Annotated in this window: 27 protein-coding genes and 4 pseudogenes; 16 read left to right on the top strand and 15 right to left on the bottom strand. The window is 37.2% G+C overall.

Translation table 11 applies throughout. The features are described from left to right. Positions 1-17 precede the first annotated feature (17 nt). Positions 18-281: a hypothetical protein gene (locus tag ACWYN3_RS10870; RefSeq protein WP_456221162.1), complete on the top strand. Its 264-nt coding sequence runs from the start codon at positions 18-20 to the stop codon at positions 279-281. On the opposite strand, the gene ACWYN3_RS10865 is transcribed toward ACWYN3_RS10870, so the two are convergent. From ACWYN3_RS10865 to ACWYN3_RS10820, 10 genes are all read right to left on the bottom strand, one after another. Beyond that, on the bottom strand, positions 266-502 hold the full coding sequence (locus tag ACWYN3_RS10865; RefSeq protein WP_456221161.1) for a hypothetical protein: 237 nt from the start codon (positions 500-502) through the stop codon (positions 266-268). The two genes, ACWYN3_RS10870 and ACWYN3_RS10865, sit on opposite strands and share 16 nt — an antisense overlap. A 174-nt stretch (positions 503-676) precedes the next feature. After that, positions 677-1,354, bottom strand: a complete 678-nt coding sequence (locus ACWYN3_RS10860; RefSeq protein ID WP_456221160.1) for a serine hydrolase domain-containing protein — start codon at positions 1,352-1,354, stop codon at positions 677-679. Positions 1,355-1,407: 53 nt separating this feature from the next. Next, positions 1,408-1,863 carry a PaaI family thioesterase gene (locus tag ACWYN3_RS10855; protein WP_456221159.1) on the bottom strand — a complete coding sequence of 152 codons (456 nt, stop codon included), beginning with the start codon at positions 1,861-1,863 and terminating at the stop codon, positions 1,408-1,410. Between the two features lie 67 nt (positions 1,864-1,930). Beyond that, positions 1,931-3,151, bottom strand: coding sequence for an ABC transporter permease (locus ACWYN3_RS10850; protein ID WP_456221158.1), 1,221 nt, complete (start codon positions 3,149-3,151; stop codon positions 1,931-1,933). A 14-nt stretch (positions 3,152-3,165) separates the two neighbouring features. Beyond that, a complete protein-coding gene (locus ACWYN3_RS10845; RefSeq protein ID WP_456221157.1) occupies positions 3,166-3,720 on the bottom strand; it encodes an ABC transporter permease in 555 nt (184 codons plus the stop codon). Beyond that, on the bottom strand, positions 3,713-4,321 hold the full coding sequence (locus ACWYN3_RS10840; protein WP_456221156.1) for an ABC transporter permease: 609 nt from the start codon (positions 4,319-4,321) through the stop codon (positions 3,713-3,715). The genes ACWYN3_RS10845 and ACWYN3_RS10840 overlap by 8 nt, the downstream gene beginning before the upstream one ends. A gap of 188 nt (positions 4,322-4,509) precedes the next feature. Next, entirely contained in the window at positions 4,510-5,712 is a 1,203-nt protein-coding gene (locus tag ACWYN3_RS10835) for a hypothetical protein (RefSeq protein ID WP_456221155.1), read from the bottom strand. An 11-nt stretch (positions 5,713-5,723) separates the two neighbouring features. Then, positions 5,724-6,107 (bottom strand): hypothetical protein, encoded by a 384-nt coding sequence (locus ACWYN3_RS10830; RefSeq protein ID WP_456221154.1) that lies wholly within the window; start codon positions 6,105-6,107, stop codon positions 5,724-5,726. A gap of 3 nt (positions 6,108-6,110) precedes the next feature. Beyond that, complete coding sequence (locus tag ACWYN3_RS10825) at positions 6,111-6,689, bottom strand: ATP-binding cassette domain-containing protein (protein ID WP_456222959.1); 579 nt, start codon at positions 6,687-6,689, stop codon at positions 6,111-6,113. A gap of 23 nt (positions 6,690-6,712) precedes the next feature. Then, entirely contained in the window at positions 6,713-6,985 is a 273-nt protein-coding gene (locus ACWYN3_RS10820) for an ATP-binding cassette domain-containing protein (protein WP_456221153.1), read from the bottom strand. 419 nt (positions 6,986-7,404) lie between these two features. On the opposite strand from ACWYN3_RS10820, the gene ACWYN3_RS10815 reads away from it, so the two are divergent. From ACWYN3_RS10815 to ACWYN3_RS10745, 15 genes and pseudogenes are all read left to right on the top strand, one after another. Continuing rightward, positions 7,405-8,241: a TonB-dependent receptor plug domain-containing protein gene (locus ACWYN3_RS10815; RefSeq protein ID WP_456221152.1), complete on the top strand. Its 837-nt coding sequence runs from the start codon at positions 7,405-7,407 to the stop codon at positions 8,239-8,241. Next, positions 8,195-8,731 carry a hypothetical protein gene (locus ACWYN3_RS10810; RefSeq protein ID WP_456221151.1) on the top strand — a complete coding sequence of 179 codons (537 nt, stop codon included), beginning with the start codon at positions 8,195-8,197 and terminating at the stop codon, positions 8,729-8,731. Before ACWYN3_RS10815 ends, ACWYN3_RS10810 begins: the two co-directional genes overlap by 47 nt. Beyond that, a complete protein-coding gene (locus ACWYN3_RS10805) occupies positions 8,706-10,535 on the top strand; it encodes a SusC/RagA family TonB-linked outer membrane protein (RefSeq protein ID WP_456221150.1) in 1,830 nt (609 codons plus the stop codon). The genes ACWYN3_RS10810 and ACWYN3_RS10805 overlap by 26 nt, the downstream gene beginning before the upstream one ends. A gap of 55 nt (positions 10,536-10,590) precedes the next feature. Further along, the gene (locus ACWYN3_RS10800) at positions 10,591-10,737 is read left to right on the top strand and encodes a hypothetical protein (RefSeq protein ID WP_456221149.1); all 147 of its coding nucleotides are present in this window, start codon (positions 10,591-10,593) and stop codon (positions 10,735-10,737) included. Position 10,738: 1 nt separating this feature from the next. After that, positions 10,739-11,725, top strand: coding sequence for a RagB/SusD family nutrient uptake outer membrane protein (locus ACWYN3_RS10795; RefSeq protein WP_456221148.1), 987 nt, complete (start codon positions 10,739-10,741; stop codon positions 11,723-11,725). Beyond that, on the top strand, positions 11,703-12,302 hold the full coding sequence (locus tag ACWYN3_RS10790; RefSeq protein ID WP_456221147.1) for a RagB/SusD family nutrient uptake outer membrane protein: 600 nt from the start codon (positions 11,703-11,705) through the stop codon (positions 12,300-12,302). Before ACWYN3_RS10795 ends, ACWYN3_RS10790 begins: the two co-directional genes overlap by 23 nt. Beyond that, the gene (locus ACWYN3_RS10785) at positions 12,299-12,733 is read left to right on the top strand and encodes a hypothetical protein (protein ID WP_456221146.1); all 435 of its coding nucleotides are present in this window, start codon (positions 12,299-12,301) and stop codon (positions 12,731-12,733) included. The genes ACWYN3_RS10790 and ACWYN3_RS10785 overlap by 4 nt, the downstream gene beginning before the upstream one ends. 203 nt (positions 12,734-12,936) lie before the next feature. Then, positions 12,937-13,287 (top strand): sugar-binding domain-containing protein, encoded by a 351-nt coding sequence (locus ACWYN3_RS10780; protein ID WP_456221145.1) that lies wholly within the window; start codon positions 12,937-12,939, stop codon positions 13,285-13,287. Continuing rightward, positions 13,278-14,255, top strand: a complete 978-nt coding sequence (locus ACWYN3_RS10775; protein WP_456221144.1) for a glycoside hydrolase family 2 protein — start codon at positions 13,278-13,280, stop codon at positions 14,253-14,255. Before ACWYN3_RS10780 ends, ACWYN3_RS10775 begins: the two co-directional genes overlap by 10 nt. 29 nt (positions 14,256-14,284) lie before the next feature. Continuing rightward, entirely contained in the window at positions 14,285-14,746 is a 462-nt protein-coding gene (locus tag ACWYN3_RS10770; RefSeq protein WP_456221143.1) for a glycoside hydrolase family 2 TIM barrel-domain containing protein, read from the top strand. Positions 14,747-14,763: 17 nt separating this feature from the next. Continuing rightward, entirely contained in the window at positions 14,764-15,258 is a 495-nt protein-coding gene (locus ACWYN3_RS10765) for a DUF4982 domain-containing protein (protein WP_456221142.1), read from the top strand. Then, positions 15,231-15,572: a malectin domain-containing carbohydrate-binding protein gene (locus tag ACWYN3_RS10760; RefSeq protein WP_456222958.1), complete on the top strand. Its 342-nt coding sequence runs from the start codon at positions 15,231-15,233 to the stop codon at positions 15,570-15,572. The genes ACWYN3_RS10765 and ACWYN3_RS10760 overlap by 28 nt, the downstream gene beginning before the upstream one ends. 2 nt (positions 15,573-15,574) lie before the next feature. After that, positions 15,575-18,051 (top strand): annotated as a pseudogene (locus ACWYN3_RS10755) (glycoside hydrolase family 2 TIM barrel-domain containing protein). A 243-nt stretch (positions 18,052-18,294) separates the two neighbouring features. After that, complete coding sequence (locus ACWYN3_RS10750) at positions 18,295-19,281, top strand: alginate lyase family protein (RefSeq protein WP_456221141.1); 987 nt, start codon at positions 18,295-18,297, stop codon at positions 19,279-19,281. A gap of 111 nt (positions 19,282-19,392) precedes the next feature. Then, positions 19,393-20,581 (top strand): annotated as a pseudogene (locus ACWYN3_RS10745) (glycoside hydrolase family 88 protein). Positions 20,582-20,683: 102 nt separating this feature from the next. Here the strand turns inward: ACWYN3_RS10745 and ACWYN3_RS10740 are convergent. The 5 genes and pseudogenes from ACWYN3_RS10740 to ACWYN3_RS10720 form a co-directional block, all read right to left on the bottom strand. Continuing rightward, positions 20,684-20,740, bottom strand: coding sequence for a hypothetical protein (locus tag ACWYN3_RS10740; RefSeq protein WP_456222957.1), 57 nt, complete (start codon positions 20,738-20,740; stop codon positions 20,684-20,686). Between the two features lie 52 nt (positions 20,741-20,792). Continuing rightward, a pseudogene (locus tag ACWYN3_RS10735) lies at positions 20,793-20,867 on the bottom strand (YegP family protein); the annotation flags it as partial. Between the two features lie 107 nt (positions 20,868-20,974). After that, a pseudogene (locus tag ACWYN3_RS10730) lies at positions 20,975-23,256 on the bottom strand (TonB-dependent receptor domain-containing protein). Positions 23,257-23,511: 255 nt separating this feature from the next. Further along, on the bottom strand, positions 23,512-24,120 hold the full coding sequence (locus ACWYN3_RS10725) for a hypothetical protein (RefSeq protein ID WP_456221140.1): 609 nt from the start codon (positions 24,118-24,120) through the stop codon (positions 23,512-23,514). Between the two features lie 83 nt (positions 24,121-24,203). Further along, positions 24,204-24,584 carry a VOC family protein gene (locus ACWYN3_RS10720; protein WP_456221139.1) on the bottom strand — a complete coding sequence of 127 codons (381 nt, stop codon included), beginning with the start codon at positions 24,582-24,584 and terminating at the stop codon, positions 24,204-24,206. Between the last annotated feature and the right edge of the window lie 16 nt (positions 24,585-24,600).

Here is a 24,600-nt window from a genome sequence, read left to right as displayed (position 1 = left end):
AAACAAAACTTAGTCTGATGAAGAATGAAAATCCTGAGCTGAAATCTCTTGATCAGACGTCAGATTTGACTAGTTATATTAATATCATTAAAAGTGGTGAGACAGTTGCTCTGGAAAACTTATTATCTGATCAGATTAAGGTTACCTCTGAATTGCTTTTATACGTTTATGATGCTTATCAAAAGATGCAGACTATTCAGGTAGGTACAGCTAATCATCAGTCAGCATTGCTGTTTTTTACGGATGAGCTATTGATAAGCTATGGCTATTGCCTCAGATAAGCAGAAATAACGTTTAGCCGCATTTTATTTAAATCAACCGTATTGGTATTTGATAATAAAATGAAAGTTAATCCTTTATCAATAAGATGTATCCAATTGGCATTGTGACCATAGCCTGCGCCTTGTCTTTCGGCGAATATGGTATTTATTTTTCCGAATGTTTTTGGGTATACCCAAAAACCAATTGCTACATTTCCAAGATTCTCATAAGAAGTGAGCATCAGATCAACAGTTTCTTTTTTTTGAGAATCGTATGGTTGAAAATTGCCTGATCAAAAATCAGTAGATCTTCTGGTGTTGAATACATCGCCCCGGCAGAAAAATGATTGTCAATATAGTGATTGGTAGGCATTATTAATTTTGTTGTACTCGATGCTACGTTATCATATCCCTCATCAATACCGCTTATGATATCCTGATGATGCAGATAATCTGTGTGTGCATAGAAGAGGTCTCAGAATTTTTTCTCTTAATACTTCTTCATATGGTTTCTTGTATATGTTTTCAATGATCTTGCCTAAAATGATATAATCTCCATTGCTGTAATTAAATTTAGTTCCTGGGGTATCAATCAGCTTTTCGGAACAGAATTTTTGAATAAACTCATCAACAGACCATATATCATTGCTATACGCTTCGAAAACATCTCTCATGTCTTTTGTATCTCTTCCGCTGCTATACGTCAAAAGGTTTCTGATCGTGGCTTTTTTAGCTGCTTCACCCTTATATGCAGGGTAGTATGCAGATATTGTAGAATCCAGGTTAATCTTTCCCTGTTCATACAATTGCATAATTAAAACAGCGGTAAAAGTTTTAGTGATCGAAAATATCTTGAACCTCGATTTTTCTGAAAATTTAATGTCATAATGCCTGTTAGCAATTCCAGTATATTTCAGATACTCAATTTTTCCATTTTTTGCTATTAATACGGCTCCATTGAAATTCTTCTGAATGCAGGAGTCAAGCACATGATCAACCCTTCTTATTTCAGAGTTGTTAAGAGAATTGGTTTGTGCCTGTAAAAGCAGAGGAAATAAAAGCAATAAGCTAAAGCAGGAGAGAACTCTTTGCATAAAGAAAAAAATTGAATAGTCAATTTACAAACAGATTAGCATAGTTTAATGCTCTATGCCCCATTTATTTTATGGTCTGTTTTTAATGCATTGGAGTAACCTCTTGCCAGTAGACGCTCTTTCTCCAGGTTCCACAACTCAAACTGGACATTTATAATTTGCTGACCAGCCTTAATTACTTTTGTTTTACCAGTAATAATATCACCAATTTTCGCTGTTGAGAAATAATCTATGGCATTATTGACCGTCGTATAAAAATGCTCTCTGCCCAGGCTAATAATAGTAGCACCAATCATGTCATCCATTATAGCTGCAGTTACACCACCATGTAATGTCCCGATAGGATTGGTCATTTCTTTCCTGATACAGTATTCAAAAGTCATACTGCCCTGATCAATTTCTCTAACAACCGGTGCGAGCCATAACATAAATGCTGACGGTGATTCTGTTACTGTTTGTCCGAGCTGATTGATCAGGCTTTCTCTGATTTGGGTAGTGTCATTTTTCATATTCTTAAATTATAACACTAATATACCAATTGGTATTATAATTCAAGTTATTATTTAAAAAATAACATTACTCATATTTAAGCGCATCAATTGTATTGGCAACAGCAGCTTTATAAGACCGGATACTAACAGTGATCAAAGTAATCAGCATAGAGAGTACAAAGGCCAGCACGAACGGCCATATACTCAAATCTATGCAGTAGGCAAACCCCGATAACCATTTGGAGACAAATAAATAAGCCAGAGGCCAGGCCACCAGGTTGGCTATGAAAACCATCAATAGAAACGAGCCATTAAGCATTTTTACTAATTCCAGTGTTGATGCACCTAATACTTTTCTTATCGCTACTTCTTTGGTACGCTGTGTGGCTACGAAAGAGATTAATCCGAATAAACCAATGAATGAAATGAAAATGATAATCCCTGCAAAGACACGGAATAATATACCCATGACGCGTTCACTTTCATAATACCGGTTAATATCATCATTTACAAATTCGATGCTGTAAATCCCATTAGGGAAAGTGCTGTTCCACAAAGCTTCCATTTTGTTCATCGCTGGCATAAGCTGATCCTTATCCATCTTTACCGCTATTTTATAATAGGCATTCTTCTGAGAAAAAATTGCCAGTGGGGAAATATGCTCTTTGAGCGATTTATCATTAAAATCTCTAACTACACCCACTATAGGGACTTTTTGACCGTTTTGAAGTAATATTTTACCTATTGCATCCTGCGGATTGATGATACTCATTTTTTTAAGAAAGGTCTCATTAACGACATAACCATTATTCGTGTCACTCTTTAAGAATATCTTTCCGGCAATCAGTTTTAAATCAAAAACTTTAAAATAATCGGCATCTGCCATAGACGTTCTCAGTTCGAAATCATCATTTTTATGACCATTATAAGTGAAATTAGTAGAACTTACATCACCTGAGAGGGGAGGCCGCTGACAATAACTTATAAGCTGTACTCCATTTATTTGTTGTGCCCGTTCTTTAAAAGTATTGTATTTGGTTTGACTCAAACTATCTGCGGGGACATTCATCATTGCAATGGCATTGGTATTAAATCCCAATGATTTTTTATGGACATAATCCATTTGCTGCAAAATCACAACAGTTCCAATGATCAGTATAATCGTTATCGAAAACTGTATCACGATTAGAATTTTGCGTAAGCTCATATTTCCTGAGTTTACAGCTATTTTATTCTTGATAGCTAAAGCAGGGCTAAAACCAGAAATGATCAATGCAGGATAGAAACCGGCAAGTAAACTGACCATAACAACAAGTCCGATCAGGAATACAAAAATAATTGGATGCTGAAAGAAGCTAAATGAGATCTGAGCCTTAAAAGGTTCTGCATTTGTGGAAGTGCTAATTCTGTTAAGATACAGGCAAAGATTAAAGCAATCAGGGTGATCGTAAAAGTTTCTGTTAAGAATTGAACAATTAATTGTTTGCGTTTACTGCCCATTACCTTACGTACACCAACTTCTTTAGAACGGTTAATTGATTGTGCAGTGGTTAGGTTGATAAAGTTAATACAAGCAGTAATCATTAAAAACAGACCAATAATAGCCAATCCATAAATTTCTTTTCTCGTAATGGACAGATCAGCAAAATTGCCATATCGTTCACTAAAATGAATATCTCTTAGCGCTTGAAGTGCATTAGTCTGGTTCCCTTCAATTTTTTTATCCTGATAATACTTCTTATTAAATAATCTTAGCGGCTCTTGTAAATCGGCCGCTGTTACACCATTTTTCAATAAGGCATAACATTCAATTTGTGAACCTACAGAATCCCAGCTCTTGCTATTCTTCCCATAAAAATTTTGATAGCTAATCATGATTTGAAAGGCATGCTGCTGTGTTAGCTGGCATATCATTAAATATGGCAGTAACCTTCAGGTTTACATTGTTATCAAAAACAATGCTTTTCCCCATGGCATTTTGGACAGTACCAAAAAACTTCTTTGCCATTGTTTCGGATAGCGCTACTGTGTTGGGTTCAGCTAAAGCCGTTTGGGGTGTTCCGGCAAGCCAGCCCATATTGAATATGTCAAAGAAACCAGTTTCAGCATAATAAACCCTTTCCTGGATTTTTATCCTATCCGTTCCATTTTTGTTTTTAATTTGGAGAATACCATTGCCTCTAACAACAGTTGCAGCTGTTTCTAAACCTGCCAGTTCATTTCTTACTGCTGCGGCTAAAGGGACCGGCACACCTTGACTGTCATCCTCGAAACTACTGTATTTCCAATGGGTTGTGAACCTGTAAATCCTATCTTGATTTTTATAACCTTCATCGAAACTCAGCTGATAACGGATAAAAATAAAAATGAGAATGCAACTTGCCATTGCAATAGAAAGACCCAGTATATTGATCAGCGTGTAACCTTTGTTCTTCCAAAGGTTTCGCCATGCAATCTTCAAATTTAACTTGAACATGTTTCTCTAATTAGCTATTCGTAATATGTTATCTGGTTAGCTAATGGTATGCCAATTGTAAATTAATCAATAAATGGCTTTAAATCAATTTATTGGTAATGTAAATTAATTCAACTGTTCATTGATGAACAGCAAATGACCGGAACCGTACAGTTATAATAATTGGAGGAAACTACCATTCAGAGCAATTATAAATGCCTTGACTGGTAGTTTCTAACGATAAAACTGATCAATAGTGAACTTAAATTTAATCCCAGTAATACAATCATATAACCTATCCGGTTATCATGGACAGTATTACCCAGGTAATCAGTTATAGCCAGCTTGTTTAATGCCGAATAGGTAAGCATAAAGAATATAATCTCATACAGTTTCTTACCACCCGTTATAATTCCGAGACAGACAGCTAATAAAATAATAAGAACTGATCCGTTGATGATATTGATAATTGAATATAAATCTGAAATCATAGCATAACGTAGAATTACAGGTAATGCCATCGCAATCGCTAATATAATACCAGATATGATTTGTGCCGGTAGTATTCTAAACAATGGTTTGTAAGATGCATAAGTAAAATAATGAACCCTGTTTGTTTTCTCTTTTGTCGTAAGATCCGACCATCGGGTTACTTGCAGGAATAATAAAATAGGCAGCAGATAGGCATGAGCTATAGTTAAAGGGACAAATAACATGGCTATCCATAAGCCGCTGTTCACGAGCCATAACCATTTATTACCTTTCCTGATCAATATGAGTAGTTCAGTTTTTACAAAGGGAAAAATGCTATAGTCTGAAACTAAAGGTGGCATTGATGCTCTGTTTATTCCTGATGGGGAAATGCTGAACCCATTAGGCTGCTGCTGATCCTGAACTAATTCTCCTTTGACCGGTTTAAGACTTTTCTTAGTTGCGGTCTGTTTAAAATCAAACCGATGGAAAAAGAACGATGAAAAATAGACCATCATTAAACTAATACCTATCCAGAGAAAACGACTGATCAGGAAAGGAACCTGCCAGTTGATCCCTTCATAAACAAAGATTTTAAAGGGTTTCTGACCACTAAATATAAATCCAAATGATACGTCCTGGATATTGGTATGGAATTGTGAATTAATCTCTTTCGTGACACTCAGCGTTAGCGTCTTTAAACCAAATGGGTCGATTAAAGTAATCAGACCATCTGCATGCCGAAAATTAATCGCAGACATCACTGAACCAAAAAGGAAAAAGTAAAGAATGAATTGTAAAATACTTTTTTTACCTAAAAAGACTTCTGCAACTACAGCAAGGGCGGCTACTAAGAACATTGCCGGAACAGCAAAAATAAGATATGGAAAAATGAAGTCTGAGAAAACAAAAGGATAAGCTGCACCACGTATAAAAAACATAATTATACTGACTATGAAAGTGTGCAGCCTACAATAGTTAGCAGGACTAAGAGATTACTTAACTGTTTGCTTAAAAGGTAGCTGAAATTGGAAATAGGAGTAGAGGCAATGATTAAACCGACTTCGGTATCGATATCTTTTTTTATACCACTGTTTACCAGCATAAAACCATACAAGGAAAGCATAAACGTAGTCATTATCCCTGAAATGTATCCGGCCCATGCTGAATTATAAGCCCCTTTGAAACCTTTGACGTTTAGTGTTGTATAACTTGCCGTATGAAGCGGCACAAATAAATAAGCTACATATACTGTAATTACCAGCGTGATGAGAAAAGAATAACTGCGCGTGCGTTGCAGGTAATCAGCTTTGATGATATTGTAGAAGTATTTCACAGGCTAGACTTTGCTTTGAGTTAAGAATAAATAAGCATCCTCTAAACTTGCTTTAGCAGGGGTTGAACCCGGGACAACATCGTTACCACGGCTAATATAGCGTACACGAACCTGATCATTCTGTCTGCCAGTATCAATTACACTGTATTTAGTTTTGAAGGCAGGAACATCAGCAGTGCTTAAAAGCACCTCAAAGACCTTGTCTTCTGCGTACTTTATAATATCCTGCTGGCTACCTTTTGTGATGAGCCTGCCATTTTGCATTACTGCAACCTCATCTGCGATAGTCTCAATATCTGATACAATATGTGATGAAAGTATAATGATACAATCATCGGCAAGGTCTGTGATCAATTGACGAAATCTTACGCGTTCTTCAGGGTCAAGGCCAACGGTTGGTTCGTCAAATATTAATACTTTAGGGTCGTTAAGCATGGCCTGGGCAATACCAATACGTTGTTTCATACCACCAGAATAAGTACCAATAGGCCTTTTTGCATCTGCAATGAGGTTTACGCCTTCAAGTAGCATATCTATACGCTGGTTCAGTCCTCTACCGCCAACACCTTTCATAGCAGCAATATATTTCAGGAACTCATAGGCATTCAGATTAGGGTAAAAACACCAAAATCCTGAGGCAGGTAGCCAAGAACTTTGCGGATATGACCAGGATTCTGCACTATATCAACACCATCAAAAAACAAAGTGCCTTGTGTCGGTTTGCTGATCGTAGCGATAATTTTCATTAATGTTGACTTCCCAGCACCATTTGGTCCTAGTAAACCTAGAATTCCCTTTTCAAGTGTAATGGAATAATCAGAAAGCCCTGTTTTATGTTTGTTATATTTCTTGGTTAGATTTTTAATTTCGAGCGTCATAAGTTTATTTGTATTAATAAGACATTGCATCCTGTATTAAGTTACATGGTTGATGAAATAAATGAATATTGCCGCTTTTGATAGGGAAATTTAAAATGATGGGCTTTAGTGCTATCCCCTATATATATCAAATTATTTCAAACGCTTGAAATGATAGAAAAGCGGCCTTTAGCCCGTTTTTGAAGATTTAGCCTAAACCATTTAGAGTGCCGTTGTTTAATTTCATTTCCTAATTAAACTAAAAAAATATATTATGATGAATTCCCTAAACTTCATTATGAGATGCCGGCATCTCTATGTCTCCTCTTTTAATCTGCAAATTAATCAAGCCTTTCCTGTATAAGATTAGCTATAAATCAATGGTCTTTCCAATTCCACAATTGGGTTAAACAAGCTAACCAACCAAATATTTAAAAATTATGGATAAACTTTACAGCTATTTTCTATATATCTCGTTGTGCTGTTGCCTTTCCGTTACTGCTATTGCACAACAAAAAGTAACAGGTACAGTGAGAGACACTAAAGGGTTACCCTTACCCGGTGTGAGTGTGAAAATTAAAAATACTAAAACGGGGACATTTACTAACGGTAATGGCCAATACAGTATTTCTTCAACTAATAACGATGGTGTAATTATTTTCAGTTATGTAGGGTTCCTCCCTAAAGAGCTTTCATTTGATGGAAAATCAAATGTAAACGTTACACTGGACGAAGATGCACAAGGACTGAATGAGGTCGTTGTAGTAGGGTACGGTACACAGAAGAAGGTTAATTTGACTGGTTCTGTGGCTCAGATCAGCGGAGATGTCCTGACAAACCGACCTGTACCCAATGCAATTGCTGCACTTCAGGGAATTTCGCCTGGTGTAACAATATCCAGAAATAGCGGGAAACCGGGAGCCGAAAGCTACAATATGCGTATCCGCGGTTTCTCATCAGCCAATGAGACCAAAGCTTTGGTATTGGTAGATGGAGTGGAAATGGATCTTGCACTTGTAAATCCTGATGATATCGAGAACCTCTCAGTCTTAAAGGATGCAGCAGCAGCTTCTATTTATGGGGCAAGAGCAGCCGGCGGAGTAGTTTTGGTAACTACTAAAAAATCAACAAGTGGTAAAACAAGAATCAATTTTAGTAATAATTATAGTCTAAACATTACTGCCAGACAACCAAAACGATTAAACTCTTGGGATGAACAAGCGCTTGTTGATGAAGCGAGGTTTAATGCTACAGGAGCTAAAGGAGTTTACCGATGAGCAGGTCGAATGGCTTAAAAATCCAAACTTTACTTACAGACCAAGCTTAACAGCAGATCGCTGGGATTATTACGATAATACCGATTGGATTAAAGAGGGGATGAGTAAGGTAAATGCCTCTCAAAATTATGCGCTATCTGTAGGTGGCGGAAAACAGGAACTAAATTATTTATTATCTGGATCTCTCTATAAACGTGATGGTGTGTTACGTTATGGGCCTGATGACAATTCCAGAAAGAACTTACGCTTGTCTGTAAATTCACAAGTTAATAAATATCTGAGCATTGGTTTGATTGCGGGTTATGTAAATTCAACAATCCATGAAAATTCCTATGATTCAGGTAATATCATAGATCTGTTATACAGGGTTCGTACCAGACAGTCAGTTTTTACGCCTGCAGAAGATGTAACTGGCCAGAAATATAATGGCGATCTGCAATTGAATCCGATCGATATAGAAAACAATGCGGGAACTAAGACGTCAACTTGAAAGTTATTTAGGTAAAATCAGTCTGAATATCAAAAACCTGGTTAAAGGATTGGCCTTTGATGTATCGGCTTCCAGAAATCAGGATTTCTATAATTCCAGGTCGGAGAAAAGAACGTTAAACTGGTATGGAAGAAGTACGTCTACGATTAGAAATTCGCTCAATACACCTAATCAGCTTGATCTTTTAAAGAATAAAGGTTATCAGGATAACCTTACGGGACAGTTTACTTATGATCTTCAACTGGCTGATAAACATAATTTTAAATTATTAGGCGGTGCCTCTTTTGAACAATACCGTAAGGATGAAAATGCGGCAAGTGCAACGAGTATGGTAACCAATGATTTCTTTAGTCTGAATTTCGGAGATCCTGCCAGTAAGACCAATAGTGACAATATAGAAACATGGGCAATTGGTTCACTGTTTGGAAGATTTAACTATAATTATGACGGAAAATATTTGTTTGAAGCTGTCGTAAGACGTGATGGAAGTTCACGCTTAGCGCCTGATAACCGTTTCCACATCTTTCCAGCTTTTTCTGCTGGATGGCGTATTAGTGAAGAACCTTTTTTCAAAAACAACGTACATTTTGTAGATAATTTAAAAATACGTGGTTCATGGGGACAGCAAGGTAATGGCTCAGTATTAGGTTTGTATGATTATATCAGTTTAATTACTAGTGGTTTAACTGTTACTGATGATACAAAAAATCAGCCAAATCTTGTCTTTAATGGCGCTAAGGCTCAGTATTTGTATCAAAAAAATCTGGCGGCCAGAAGTAAAACATGGGAAACTGTAGAATCCAGTAATATCGGTATTGATGCTAGTTTGTTTAAAAACAGGCTTACTATTACAGCAGAATACTATCAAAAATACAATAAAAACATGTTAGCTACTTTGAACCTGCCGAGTATTATAGGTGTAGGTATTCCAAGCAGTAACGTAGGTGAACTGAAAAGCTGGGGATCTGAATTAGAAATTAAATGGAGAGATATCTTTAAAAATGGTGATTATCATATTGGATTTAGCATTGCTGATAACCAAAATAAACTGACGAAATATGATGGTAAAAATTCTATTGGTTCGGGAGGTAATGTTCCACTATTGCAAGGGTATTCGTTAAATAGTGTCTGGGGTTATAAAACAGATGGCTATTTCCAAACTCAGGCAGAGGCTGATGCTTATAAAGCAAAGGTAAAATATCCTTTTTTTGCCAGCCCTGGGCCTGGAGATGTGAAATATAAAGATTTAGACGGGAACGGCGTTATTGATGCAGGTGGCGGTACACCAGATAAACCAGGGGATTTAGTCTACCTGGGTAATACTAATCCCAGATATACTTTTGGGGTAGATTTAGGTGCTACATGGAAAGGTTTTGACTTCTCAGTATTCTTCCAAGGAGTCCTTAAACGTACGTTTTTAATTGACGAGGGTACACTTTCACCGATTCTTGGTACAGCTAACATGCCATGGACAATTCACCAGGATCACTGGACACCAGACAATCCTGATGCTTTTTTCCCCCGCATGTATCAGACTAGTGCACATAATTTCAAGCCTTCAGATAAATGGGCTCAGAACGGGAATTATATCCGTTTGAAGAATATTCAGCTGGGCTATACTTTTAAGGTTAACAGAAAATATATTCAAAATCTTAAAGTGTATTTCTCAGGTCAGGATTTGTTTGAAAGTACTAAGGTACTGAGTGTATTTGATCCGGAATTGGGAAGTGATAAAAATGGGGTAAATGCACAGACCTATCCTTTCTATCGTTCTGTGTCATTTGGACTGAATATCACTTTGTAACCAAAGAACCGATTATTAATGGAACCAATCAGTAATCACAAAATGTAAGATGACAATGAAAAAAATTAATATACTATTAATCTCTGTTCTGGCACTGGTACTACTTAATGCCGGGTGTAAAAAACTGGACAGATTACCAGAGACATCTTTTACAGATGATCAATTCTGGAATACTGAAAATGATTTAAAATGCGGCAAATAGAATGTATCAGCAGTTGATTGGCTATTCTATTGACAACCGGGGAGATGATAATGTGAACCAGGGTGGCTTAAATACAATAAGCAATGGTAATCGTGGTGTTTCCGGTACTAGTGATGATTGGAAAGTTCCATATCAGCAGATTTATACTGCTAATAATATTCTGGAGAAAGCTGGTAAAGCACAGGTTACAGACGCTGTTAAAAACAGATACTTTGCAGAAGCACGCTTTTTTAGGGCTTATGCTTATGCGACTTTAGTACAAAGATATGGAGATGTGCCTTTGCTGCTGAAAACGTTAACAATTGAATCACCAGAGCTCAGTATGCCACGTACCGAAAGAGCAAAAGTTGTTCAGTCAATTTATGATGACCTTGATTATGCGGCGCTCTGGTTACCAACAAGAGTAGCACTTCCTGCGGCACAATATGGCAGGGTTACTAAAAGCGCAGCATGGGCTTTAAAGGCTAGAGTTGCTTTAGATGAAGGAACGAGAGGTAAGTTTTTTAATACGCCAAATTATCAGCAAAATCTTCAGCTTGCAGTACAGGCAGCAACTTTGGTAATGGGGCAGGGACATACTTTATTCGCTAATTACCAGGGCATGTTTACCCATGATGGTGAGGGAGCGGGGAATACAGAAAATGTTTTTGTAAAACTTTATGGATTAACAGCAGCATTAGGTTTAACACATAATACCTCGCGTGATCTTGAAAACGGAAGGATTGCGCCTACCCGTAATTTAATCCGGATGTTTCTATATAAAGATGGTTTGCCTGCATATAATACGGATAACACACCCTCTACTACTAAATCCGCATTTTTTGTGAATGAGAAAGATGAAGTAAGCTACAATACTGTTTTAGATAACAGGGATCCAAGGATTACCACTTTAGTATTTAGAAGTGGTGAACAATCTTATCAAAGAGCATGGGTTCCGGGTACGTCTTTAGGTACAAGATCTGCTTTTGCTGGTAAAAAAGGGATTTAATGCAGCAGATTGGGCAATTAACGGTAATGCAAATGTTCATAAGCCATTGATCCGCTATGCCGAAGTCTTATTAATTTATGCAGAAGCAAAATATGAAATTGATGGTGCAATTACCGATGAGGATTTGAATCTGACCGTTAATGCTTTAAGAACAAGAGCTGGTTTGACAGTTAAATTAACCAATTCATTTGTTATCGCTAATAACCTGAATATGCGTGAAGAAATCAGAAGAGAAAGAACTGTAGAACTGGCATTGGAAGGGTTCCGCTACACAGACTTAATGCGTTGGAGAACTGCTGAAACAGTATTGCCAAAAACGCTATTAGGTGCGAAATACAACGTTACTGAATGGGTAGGGACTACTGCGGCTTCTTTAAACCTAAATGCGGATAAAATCCTGGTTGTAGAAGATGCCAGTAAAAGGACTTTTGATCCTGCGAGGGATTATTTATATCCGGTTCCATTGCAGGAAATATCACTGAGCGGAAATAATGTAGTAGTACAAACCCAGGTTGGAATTAATCTTAAATCCGGGCTGGAGTTAATTCCAGCCTGGGCCTTAATACTAAAAATATGAACAGAACAATTATATATCTAACCGTCTTCGCACTTTCTTCCATTATTTTAACTGCTTGTAAGAAGGATAATGATAATTCAAAGAAAGGTCTGCCTGAATATGAAAATTATTATTACGCTGGATTCCTGCCATGGAATAATACGGGGACTGAATCCGTACTGCGGACTCAAACGAAATTGGTGAAGTTCCCGGTTGAATTTCATTCGGCTTTTGTACGTGATTATGATGCCACTGCGACTTTTACCTTCGTGACCACAGGAATCACAAATCCAGCAGTTGCCGGACAGGACTTTGCCGTTGTCGATAAAAATGGAAATACGATTACAACAGCTAATGCAATATATTCACTTAATTTTCCTCAAGCTAAAGCTTTGGTAGATACGATCTATATTAAGGTCTTGAATAGTGCTGTAGCCGGAACCAGGAAATAGAGCTTGACCTGGTGAAAAATACCAATGAAAAATATACCGTAGGAACCTTTTCACAGGCTTATATACGCTTTTTGGAAATAAAATAACTATACATCCCGGATTAGGAAGAGAGTAATCCGGGATTAAAATAAATTTTAATTAAACCCTGAATTTTGAAATATACTTGCCGACACCTCATCTCATTGCTGATACCCTGCATTTTATTGAGTGCCTCTACTAGCTATGCCCAAAGTAAACCAGCCAAACTGATCAGTTTAAATGAGCAGTGGAAGTTTAGTAAAGACCAGAGTACCGGTCAGGCTCCAGCTTCGAATTTAAACTGGCAAAATCTGAGTATTCCTCATACATGGAATGCGGAAGATGTCATGGACGATGAACCTGGATATTACCGCGGTACTGGCTGGTATAAAAGAAAACTGAAACTTGATGCTAACCTAAAAAAAAAAGAAATTTTCCTGGTTTTTAATGGTGTGAATCAAGAAGCTGAAGTTTATACAATGGAAAGCTTGCAGGAAGCCATATTGGAGGATATACGAAATTTGTTGTGCCTGTGACTCATTTGCTGAATTATCAGGACGATGAAATACAAGTAAAAGTAACGAATGGGTTTAATGAGGATATTGCGCCATTAACTGCTGATTTTACCTTTTTTGGAGGTATTTATCGGAATATTGATCTAATGATCACAGAACCGGTCCATTTCTCTAAAAATGATCATGGCATTACGTCTGGTGTTTATCTGACTACACCAGTTGTCTCAAAAGAAATTGCAAGTATAAAGATCAAAAGCATAATTGCAAACGCTTTAGCAGAAGGTGTTAAAGTTCAGGTGCATACAGATCTAACAGATGCTGAAGGTTTGGTTGTTGCTACAAATCTAAGCACATTAACATTACCTGCCCATCAAAACAGCACCATTGTACAGGATATTAAAAATGTTAAGAATCCACAGCTCTGGTCTCCGGAAAATCCTTATCTATATAGGGTTATTACTCAGATTATTGATGTTAAAACTAAAACTGTATTAGATCAGGTTTCAAATCCATTAGGTTTTCGCTGGTTTAAATTTGATGCAGAAAAAGGTTTTTCACTAAACGGGGAACACTTAAAATTAATAGGGGCTAGCCGTCATCAGGACTATAAAGATATGGGAAACGCTGTTCCTGATGCTTTACAGATCAGAGATGTAGAATTGCTAAAAAAAATGGGAGGTAATTTTTTGAGAGTCTCACATTATCCGCAAGACCCCCAGGTTCTTGAAGCTTGTGACCGCTTAGGAATTCTGGCCTCTGTAGAAATTCCGGTTGTGAATACAATTACAGAATCAGCTGCTTTTACTGAAAACTGCAAAAATATGCAGGTAGAAATGATCAGACAGAATTTTAACCATCCAAGTGTTGTGATCTGGGCATATATGAATGAGATTTTGCTGCGGCCTAAGTTTGCTGATGATAAAGCCAGGCAAGCAGTTTATTTTAAACATATCGTATCGTTGCACTTGCGCAGACACTGGATAGCTTAACGCGAAAAGAAGATCCATCAAGATATACAATGATAGCAAATCATGGTTCTTTCGATAGTTATCATAAAATAGGTTTAACAAGAATTCCAATGATTGTGGGTTGGAATCTGTATTCTGGCTGGTATTCTGGTAATATCGATGATTTTGGGAAATTCCTGGATCGTCATCATAAAGAATTAGCAGATAAACCAATGCTTGTTACTGAGTATGGTGCAGATGCTGACCCGCGGATCCGCTCATTTTCACCAGTCAGGTTTGATAAGAGTATGGAGTATGCTATCAAATTCAACCAGGTTTATTTAAATGAGATTATCAAAAAGCCTTTTGTAAGCGGTGCTATGGCCTGGAATCTGGCAGATTTTAATTCTGAGACCCGTGAAGAAACGATGCCTCATATTAACAATAAAGGTTTGCTGACTTTGGGACGGGAGCCAAAAGATCTCTATTTTCTTTACCAGGCCTATTTACTGAAGAGGCCTTTCTTAAAATAGCTTCAGCAGCCTGGAAAATGAGGACTGGAACAGCTGATTCTGCAACCCTTTTTTCTACCCAGCCTGTGCAGGTTACTACAAATTTGAAAACAGCAGAATTGTTTTTAAATGGCAAAAGTTTAGGGTTTAAAGATGCCGTAGATCATGTTTGTATATGGCAGGTTCCATTTGCGAACGGGTTAAATAAATTAAAGGTAACAGCCGAAAATAGCAGTGACGTAATGGATGTTGATTTTACCTTGCAGCCATTCAATTTTGCTGACCGTAATATTCCTTTTAAGGAAATGAATGTCTTATTAGGAGCGAAGCGGTTTTATAGGGATGAAACAGCACATCAGATCTGGATGCCGGATCAGCCTTACAGAAAAGGCGGATGGGGATATCTTGGTGGCGATGCTTTTAAAGGTACAAATAACAGGATGTCTTACGGAAGTGATAAGAATATTCTGGAAACTGATAACGACCCTGTTTATCAGACCCAGAAATTGTTGGTATTAAACAATTCAAATTAGATGTACCAGATGGTGAATATGAACTTACACTTCATTTTGCAGAACTGATTGGTGGGGCAACTAAAGAATCTTTAGCTTATAATTTGGATAATAATCATCAAAAAGAGGAAGCTAAACAGCGCATCTTTAGTGTGTATATCAACGGTGATGTCTTTTTAGAAAACTTGAATCTTGCTGTTGATTATGGATATACAACTGCGGTAAAGAAAAAGACAAGGGTTACTGTACAAGGTGGAAAGGGGATCAGTTTAGATTTTACGATTATAAAAGGATTACCAGTATTAAATGCTTTACAGCTTAGAAAAATTTATTAATAATGATAAAATATTTGCGTGTGTTTGTTGTTCTTGGATCTCTACTTAGGTTTAGTCCGGTAGAGGCACAGGAATCTAAACGGTTAAACAATAACTGGGAATTTTTAAAGCAGGATTTAGGTGGGGTTTGGGAAGCTGTGCGCCCTGTTGGAAAAGGGAATCCTGAAAGTGTGCCGCTTTGGGAGTCTGTAAAGTTACCTCATTGCGTAAATGCGATGGACGCGGTTGATCCTGATGTGAATTATTATCAGGGGCCATCATGGTATCGTACATCTATTGATGTCATTAATCCTTATCAGAATGGTCGTACGCTATTACATTTTGAAGGGGCGGGACAGAAAACTGATGTTTATGTGTATACAACAAAAGTAGGGTCACACGTAGGTGGTTATGATGAATGGACAGTCGACATTACGGATGCTGTAAATGCTTTCAAAAAGACAGAAGTTTATCAAAAACAATTCAAAGGAAAAGTACCGGTTTCTATTCGTACTGATAACTCAAGAGATTTGGAAATGATACCTTCAAGTCTTTCTGATTTTAATATTTATGGTGGGATTTACCGTTATTTGAATCTTGTTTATACACCAGCACTTTCAGTAGATAAACTTTTTGCCAAGGCAGAGGTCGATGCAACTGGGAAATCGGGGAAATTGAATATTAAGCCCGGTTTTATAATCCTTCAGCGATCAATGAGGCAACTGTATTATTGAAATTAGTTGATCCGTCAGGTAAAGTAATCACGAAAATTGAAAAGAAAGTCAGTGGCTTATCAAATGATACTGAGCTGTGGAGCTTACAGGTGAAAAAACCTGTATTGTGGTCTACAGATCAGCCATTATTATATACAGTGCAATATGAAATCGAGTCTTCTGGAGGAGTGGCAAAAGGAACAGAGAAAATTGGTTTTAGAAATTTTGAGTTTTTAGAAAAAGGGCCTTTTATACTTAACGGAAAACGTTTGCTATTAAGAGGTACGCATCGTCATGAGGATCATGCTGGTGTAGGAGCTGCAATGACAGAAAATACGATCCGCGAAGAAATGGTACTGATGAAAGACATGGGGGTTAATTTCATCCGTCTGGCACATTATCAGCAGTCACGTATTGTGCTGAATCTGTGTGACAGTCTGGGTATTATGGTTTGGGAAGAGATCCCGTGTGCCGTGGCGGTTTAGGTGGGGATATTTACAAAGAACAAGCCCGCAGAATGCTTACCAATATGATCGAACAGCATTATAACCATGCTTCAGTTATTATCTGGGGGATGGGGAATGAAAATGACTGGCCGGGTGACTTCCCCGAATTTGATAAACAAAAGATCAGGGTATTTATGAAAGAGCTGAACGACCTGTCTCACAAACTGGATATTTCGCGTTTAACTGCCATCCGGCGATGTGACTTTTGCAGTGATATTGTAGATGTGTATTCGCCTTCAATCTGGGCAGGCTGGTATCGTGGTAACTATACGGATTACAAAAGTGTTACTGAAGAGGAATTTAAAAAGGTGAAACGTTTTATTCATGTCGAGTGGGGAGGGGACAGTCATGCCATGCGTCATTCGGAAAATCCTGATAAGGCGTTAAGTAAAATTAAAACTGGTGTTGGTGCTGATGAACGGGCTGGCGATGCTTCTTTATTTGGTGGCGCAGCCAGAATTTCTAAAGATGGCGACTGGAGTGAATCTTACCTGGTTAACCTGGTAGACTGGCATTTGAAAGAACAGGAAACTATGCCCTGGTTGAGCGGAACTGCTTACTGGCTCTTTAAAGATTTTTCTACACCTGTAAGACCTGATAATCCAATTCCTTATATGAACCAGAAAGGTGTAGTAGAAAGGGATCTGACTAAAAAAGAAGCTTACTATGTTTTCCAGTCGTATTGGACAGCTCCACCAATGGTACATATTTATGGACATAGCTGGCCTGTTAGATGGGGAGAACAGGGAGAAGAGAAAATGGTAAAGGTTTATTCTAATTGTACCGAAGCTGAGTTATTTCTGAATGGCAAAAGTTTTGGCATTAAAAAAAGGGACAGTCAGGACTTTCCTGCTGCGGGATTACGCTGGAATCTTCCATTGATTAAAGGCGAAAATGTCGTTGCTGTGATCGCTAAAAAAGGTAAAGTAACTGTAAAAGATGAAATTAAATTAAATTTAGTTATCGGACCGAAAAATGGGCCAAAAATGGGCCAAACCTGCAAAAATGACTTTAACAAAGATTGATCAGCAGGGCGATATAGCTACTGTAGAAGTAAAGTTATACGATGATCAAAATGTACAGTGTCTGGATGCGATGAACTGGGTTGATTTTTCATTAGCGGGTGATGGTAAACTGATCGACAACTTAGGGACTTCGTCAGGTTCAAGAAAGGTGCAGGTTTATAATGGGCGTGCAACGATCAGAGTGAAATTGAATAAAGGAAAAAGTATAGTTGCTGTGCAGTCTGGCGGTTTGCCAGTGGCTTTTACTAATCTTTAAGATTATATATTAAATATGTTGATTTAATTATTGAGTTATGAATGTAATATTTTCTGTTTTATCGGCTGCTGTTATTTATATAAGCCCTGTGGTAGTTACCGCAGCACCCCATGTTGACCACGACCGTTATGTTTCTGATACATCAGGGGTTTCGGCACCTTATAAGTCATCTGTAAAGGAGAATATAGCAAAGGCTCCGAAATTGTACTGCGCAAACAAATTTTAGCAGAAGCAGCATGGGCAATGACTCAAAAACCGGTTACAATAACCGCTGCCTCATCGCCCAGAAGTGCAGGGGGTAAGCATGATTTCTTTTCTGAGGCTGATTATTTTTGGCCGGATCCTCAAAACCCTGATGGCCCGTATATCAACAGAGATGGATTAACCAACCCTGACAATTTTGTAGAACATCGTAAGGCGATGATCCGTTTAAGTAAAGTAATCGGTGCTTTAGCATCTGCTTATAAATTAACAGGAGATGAAAAATATGTTAAACAAGCTGTAGTTCATTTAAAAGCATGGTTTGTAAATCCTGAAACTTTAATGAACCCAAACCTTAATTTTGCACAAGCGGTTAAGGGGAAATTTACAGGACGTAATTATGGTATTATTGATACGATCCACTTAATGGAGGTTGCACAGGGGATGATTGTTATGGAGAAAGCAGGTGCTTTTGATTCCCAAACAAACAAAGCTGTAAAAGCATGGTTTGCAGAATATACAAACTGGTTAAATACAAGTAAACCTGGTATTCAGGAGAAAATGGTTAAAAACAATCACGCTACCTGCTGGGCAATTCAGGTGGCTTCTTTTGCTAAATTATGCAATGATCAGCCGATGCTGGATTCGATGAAAATAAGATATAAAACCGTGCTTTTACCTAATCAAATGGGCGCTGATGGAAGTTTTCCATTGGAAATGTCACGTACCAAACCTTATGGGTATTCCATATTTAACCTCGATGCAATGACTATTCTTTGTCAGATCCTTTCTACTCCTGAGGATAACTTATGGAATTTTAAAACAGCAGATGGTAAGTCTATAAAACTGGGAATTTCTTACTTGTATCCTTTCATCGCAGATAAGAGTAAGTGGAGCCTGAAACCTGATGTGATGTATTGGGATAACTGGCCTGTAGCGCAGCCATTCCTTTTATTTGGTGCAAATGCTTATCAGGAGAAAGATTGGTATATACAACATGGAAAAACCTTGATCATGACCCGCAAGTAGCAGAGGTAATCAGGAATCTGCCTATTCGCCATCCGCTGATCTGGATGTAAATTGTCTTTGAAACAGTAAATATTTAGAAAACAATAATAAATCAACTATAACCAAGAGCGTATGAATTTGAAAATAAACTTAACATTGGCTGTGTTATTGTGTTTAACCTCGGCAGTAAACGCACAAAAGGTGGACGTGGCTAAGGCATTGATCCCTGCCGAAAAGCAAGTAGCTATACTGCTTGAAAAATCAGAAGCAGCAACAACGGGAGAGTCAAAATTTATTGCACCTCGTACATTGGAAAATAATCAGTTAAAATTAGTAGTAGGACGGGACTGGACCAGTGGTTTTTTTTTTTCCGGAATGCTTTGGTACCTGTATGATTTAACCAAAGATCCTAAATGGCTGGCTCCGGCTAAGCAATTTACCGGGAAACTGGCACCTCAGCAATACAATACAGGTACCCATGACTTAGGCTTATGGTGTATTGCAGTTATGGTAATGGTTATCGTTTAACTAAGGATACCAGTTATAAGTCTGTGATTATACAAGCTGCAAAAAGTCTTTCAAAAAGATTTAATCCTGTCGCAGGAGTATTGCGTTCATGGGATCACAATGCAGATAAATGGCAGTTTCCTGTGATTATAGATAATATGATGAATCTGGAATTGCTTTTTGAAGCGACTAAACTAACAGGTGACTCTTCGTTTTATAAAATTGCGGTTAGTCATGCTAATACAACGCTTAAAAATCATTTCCGTAAAGATTACAGTTCTTATCATGTAGTTGATTATAATCCTGAAACTGGTGCTGTAAAGTGGAAAGGTACTGCACAGGGATTGGCTGATTCATCGGCATGGGCACGTGGACAGGCATGGGCTTTATATGGTTATACCATGTGTTACCGTGAAACAAAAGACAAAACATATTTGAAACAGGCAGAGGGTATTGCTAAGTTTATATTGAGTAATCCAACACCCCGGCTGATAAAGTGCCTTACTGGGACTTTAATGATCCTCTGATTCCAAATACACCAAAAGATGCATCAGCGGCTGCAATTATCGCTTCTGGATTGTACGAATTAAGTGGCTATAGTAAAGAAGGGAAAACCTATAGAAAAACGGCTGATCAGATATTGAATAACCTGACTTCGAAATATACAAGCAGGAGCGGAGCTAATGAGGGGTTTATATTAGCACATAGCACAGGGCATAAACCTGCGAAATCTGAAATAGATGTGCCAATTATCTATGCTGATTATTATTATCTGGAAGCACTGTCTAGAAGTAAAGGCGGGGTTAAGTATTAGTACACTGATCTTTTAAAATTCCATAAATAAAAGATGCTGATCATTCATGAAATGATCAGCATCTTCTGCATTTTGTCAAATCCTTAAAAGATCTCTTTTGGATTAAATGGTTTGATCATCAACTGATGCGGCTGGAGCATTTTTCTGAACTGATGCGATGCCATTTATTTAGGCATCCTGATTTTGCCGAATATCCTTCACTTGCTAAGATAACTTGCCCGTTGTCTGCTTTTAGATTGAATTGAAATTCGTCGTTCTTCCTTTTTGTAATCACAAATTTTCCCATACGTATATTTATTGGTGGTTAAAAAATCAGAGTTATGAAAGCTAATAAATCATTGAATTCAATACTAAAATACTTGTTTTTTATTATAAAAAAGTAGAAAACCTTTATTAATCAGTTCTTTTCCTTTCCTCATCATTTCCGAAACTACGTTGTTTTACATTGATTTTGTCATTTCCAAAACTGTAGGTTAAAGAGAATCTGAAAAATCTGCTGCTGTTATTCTGACCATAAACTTGTTTGATTCCATTGACAACGGAAGTGTAATCTTTCAGATAGGCGGTGTTAAATACATCATTAACCAGTAACGATAACTGTATCCTATTTTTAAGCATACTTTGTCTGACACCGATGTTTAGTCCTGATAATTGTCCGGTTTCATATAATCCCCGTTTAACAGTAGAGCTGTAAAAATAATCAGCCTGTAGTTTTGTTGATGGACTTAATGAGAAAGTGTTATTACTTGTCAGGTACAATTGAGCACTATTTTCAGGAGTTGCACTGACAATACCGTTGAAGATGCTTTTTGACCCCAGAAGATAGGCCAGGTTCTGACTTTGCCACCAACTGGAAACATGAAGTGTATAGCTTTCTCCTATTCCATAGTAATATTCTTTGAAGTAATTCTGTCTGCTTATAATCTGCGTATTTGTTTGAGGATCAGAATTAAATACAACACCAAAGCCATCATTGGTAATATTGAAAAATACATTAGTCCTCAGATTTCCTTTATATACATAGGTGAAATCAAAGTTATCATTGTATGAGGGCTTTAAAAATGGATTTCCCTCGGAATAGCTTTTACTATTTAAGTAAGAACGAAATGGGTTTAAATCTCTGAAAACTGGCCTGCTGACCCTTCTTCCGTAATTAAACAGGAAGCTGTTGTTCTCATTTTTTTATAGGAGAGATAAACGGTAGGGAACAATTTGAGATAGTTATTTTGCGTTTTTTGATTCATGGTACTGGAATACCCGTTTGTCTGAATATTTTCAAGCCTTAACCCTAATTGTAAACTTAAATTGGTGGTGATGTTTTTAATCCCATTGACGTATACGGCCTGATTGTTCTCTGTGTATTCAAATTCATTAGAGCGGTTAGGGTCTAAAACAGCATCCCCAGTAATTGTATTGTAATAAGCTATATCTGCTTTACTCTTGATAAAACTTAACTTGGTTCCATAAGAGAGCTTCATAAATTTCAAAGGGTGTTCCATCTCTGCTTTGATGCTGTAGTTATTAATATCCTGAGCAGAAATATTTCTTGCGGCCTGGTTGGTATTTAAGAATTGCATGTCAGGTAAGAATACTTTGGTAACGAAGTTGTTGTCAATTTTTGAGTTATAAGTGAAATAGTCAAGATCAACAGCTATTTTTTTACCGGATGTATCCAGTTGAGTAACCATGTGGGCATTGTAGGTTTGACTGGCATTGCTCAGGTTATTGAATCCATCATTAATTAACAGGGAATCTATTTGATTACTTACATTTCTGATTTTTATAGTAGTCAGATCTTTTGAATCCGGGTTGTTTTGATTTCCAATGTATTGAATACCAATTGTGGTTTGCTTTGAAATATCATAATCAAATGCAAGGCCACCGGACAGGTTATTCTGTTTTTGTTTTCCCAAACGATCCAATACCCACAATCCATTTGGATAATAGGTGTTTAAGGCCTCTGTTTCCTTAATATACCCCTTTTTACCACCTATATTCAAAGAGAATTTTACTTTGTTTTTGTTGTAAAGAAAGTTATCTCTTAAGGTGAAAAAGCTATAGGTGCTTTGATCATAGGACATTGTTGTTGAGTTCTTCCAGGAATCCCGGATACCTTTTTTTAAGATAATATTAATAAGCCCACCGTCTCCGGCGGCATCATCATATTTGGCGGGAGGATTAGTAATTACTTCGATACTTGCGATATCACTCGCAGCTATTGAATTCAGATAATTAATCAGATCATCGCCTGTTAATTCAATCATCCTGCTGTCTACCATTACGCGGGATGCACCTTTGCCCAATATGCTGATCACGTTGTTCTGAACCATTAAACCAGGAGCTGCACTTATTGCGCTAACAGCATTGCCACCGGACGCTGAAATACTATTTTCAACGTTAAAAATGAGGCGATCTGTTTTATACTGAATTAGTTTTTTCTTAACTACAATTTTGATCTCCTGAAGATCATTGTTCTTTTGCAGAGTGATGATTCCTAAATCAGTGTCCTTTTCTATAAGGATATCTTTCTCCCAGGCTGTAAACCCGAGGTAACTGATCTTTATTTTATAAGAGCCGTTTTTAACTTTCATTTCAAAAGAACCGTCCTCCTTAGTGAGCGTTCCAGTAATCATTTTACCTTCCTGATTTGTTAAAATGATATTTGCCCAGATCATGATCATCATTATTATCTTTGACATTTCCTTTTAGTTGTATTTGAGAGCTTGCCCATAGCGGTAGGATTAAAAAGGCATATAAGACGATTGTTTTCATATGTTTTTCTTTATGAATACAAATCTGCTGTAGAAAATTCGGATGCACGACCGACAAAAAAAAGTCGGACTATTTTCTTCTCAGAAAAATGGTCCGACTTTTTTTTGTAAGCGTACGACTTTTGTTAATTACCCCGTAATGAGTTTTTTATAGTATTGTTATTCATCTTCAAGCAGAGAAACGCAGTTCTTACCAAGCTCAGCAAGACGGGTTGGAAGATTAGTCAGGGAAGTTGTGTCTTTAATGCTTTTGTAAAGTGAGGCGAGGATATCGTGTGTTCTTTCATCAGCTTCACATGCTTCAGACTTTTCAAAGCAGGTAATGGTTTTTAATACCTGAATTTTATATGCTTTATAACTTTCAGTATTCAAGGCCGCATCTTTAAGTTTCGCTGATTCTGATTCTGTAACCTTCTGGCCTAAAACATTGCATTTCTTTAAGTTGATATATCCCAGTGCACGGTAAGTAACATAATAACCCGGAACTAATCTGATAACATTTTCATATAGTGGAGCAGCCTTTTCAGGGGTACCAGCTGTCTCATATATTCTTCCCAGATGAAAACTAATATTGGCAATTTGTTTTTCGCTCAATTCTGATGAACGACTCAAGAGTGATAAGGCTGTCTCAATTGTTACCGCATCTTTGGAGTCGTCCATTCTGGTTTGAGTATAATCAAAATATAAATCTTTAATGGTTTGATTCTGAGCAAATACATTGTTGATGCCTAGCAGGATTAATAGATTGAGTAATAATGTTTTTTTCATAGGTTTTGATTAGATTCAGACAATCAGTGAATATATGTAAATAAATAAAATTTGTAATTAATTTTATTTAAAACACTGATAATTTAATTTACCGATGTTATCCACCAGACATTTCCAAATTGGTCTTTAATACCACATGTTCTGCCGTAATTCTGATCTGATAACCCCATTAATGATTCTGCTCCTGCCTCTAATGCCTTTTTATAGGTCTTATCTGCATTTTCAACATACACAAACAGATTTGCATTTTGTGGTGGCCATTGGGCACTGGCATCACAGAACATAATGGTACTCCCATTGATAGTAATTTCGGAATGCATGACACCTGTACCATCTTCTTTTAACTTATGCATATCTTCTATTAATTCTGCGTGGAAGACTTCCTTTGTGAAATCAATAAACTTTAATGCATCTTTTAGCATTAAATAAGGCATTACAGCCTGATGTTTTTTTGGAATATTCATTTTCTTAAGTTATTTG

Source organism: Pedobacter sp. NJ-S-72, assembly GCF_053890575.1.
The sequence above is the reverse complement of the archived record's forward strand: the minus strand, read 5'-3'. Positions and strand labels throughout refer to the sequence as shown.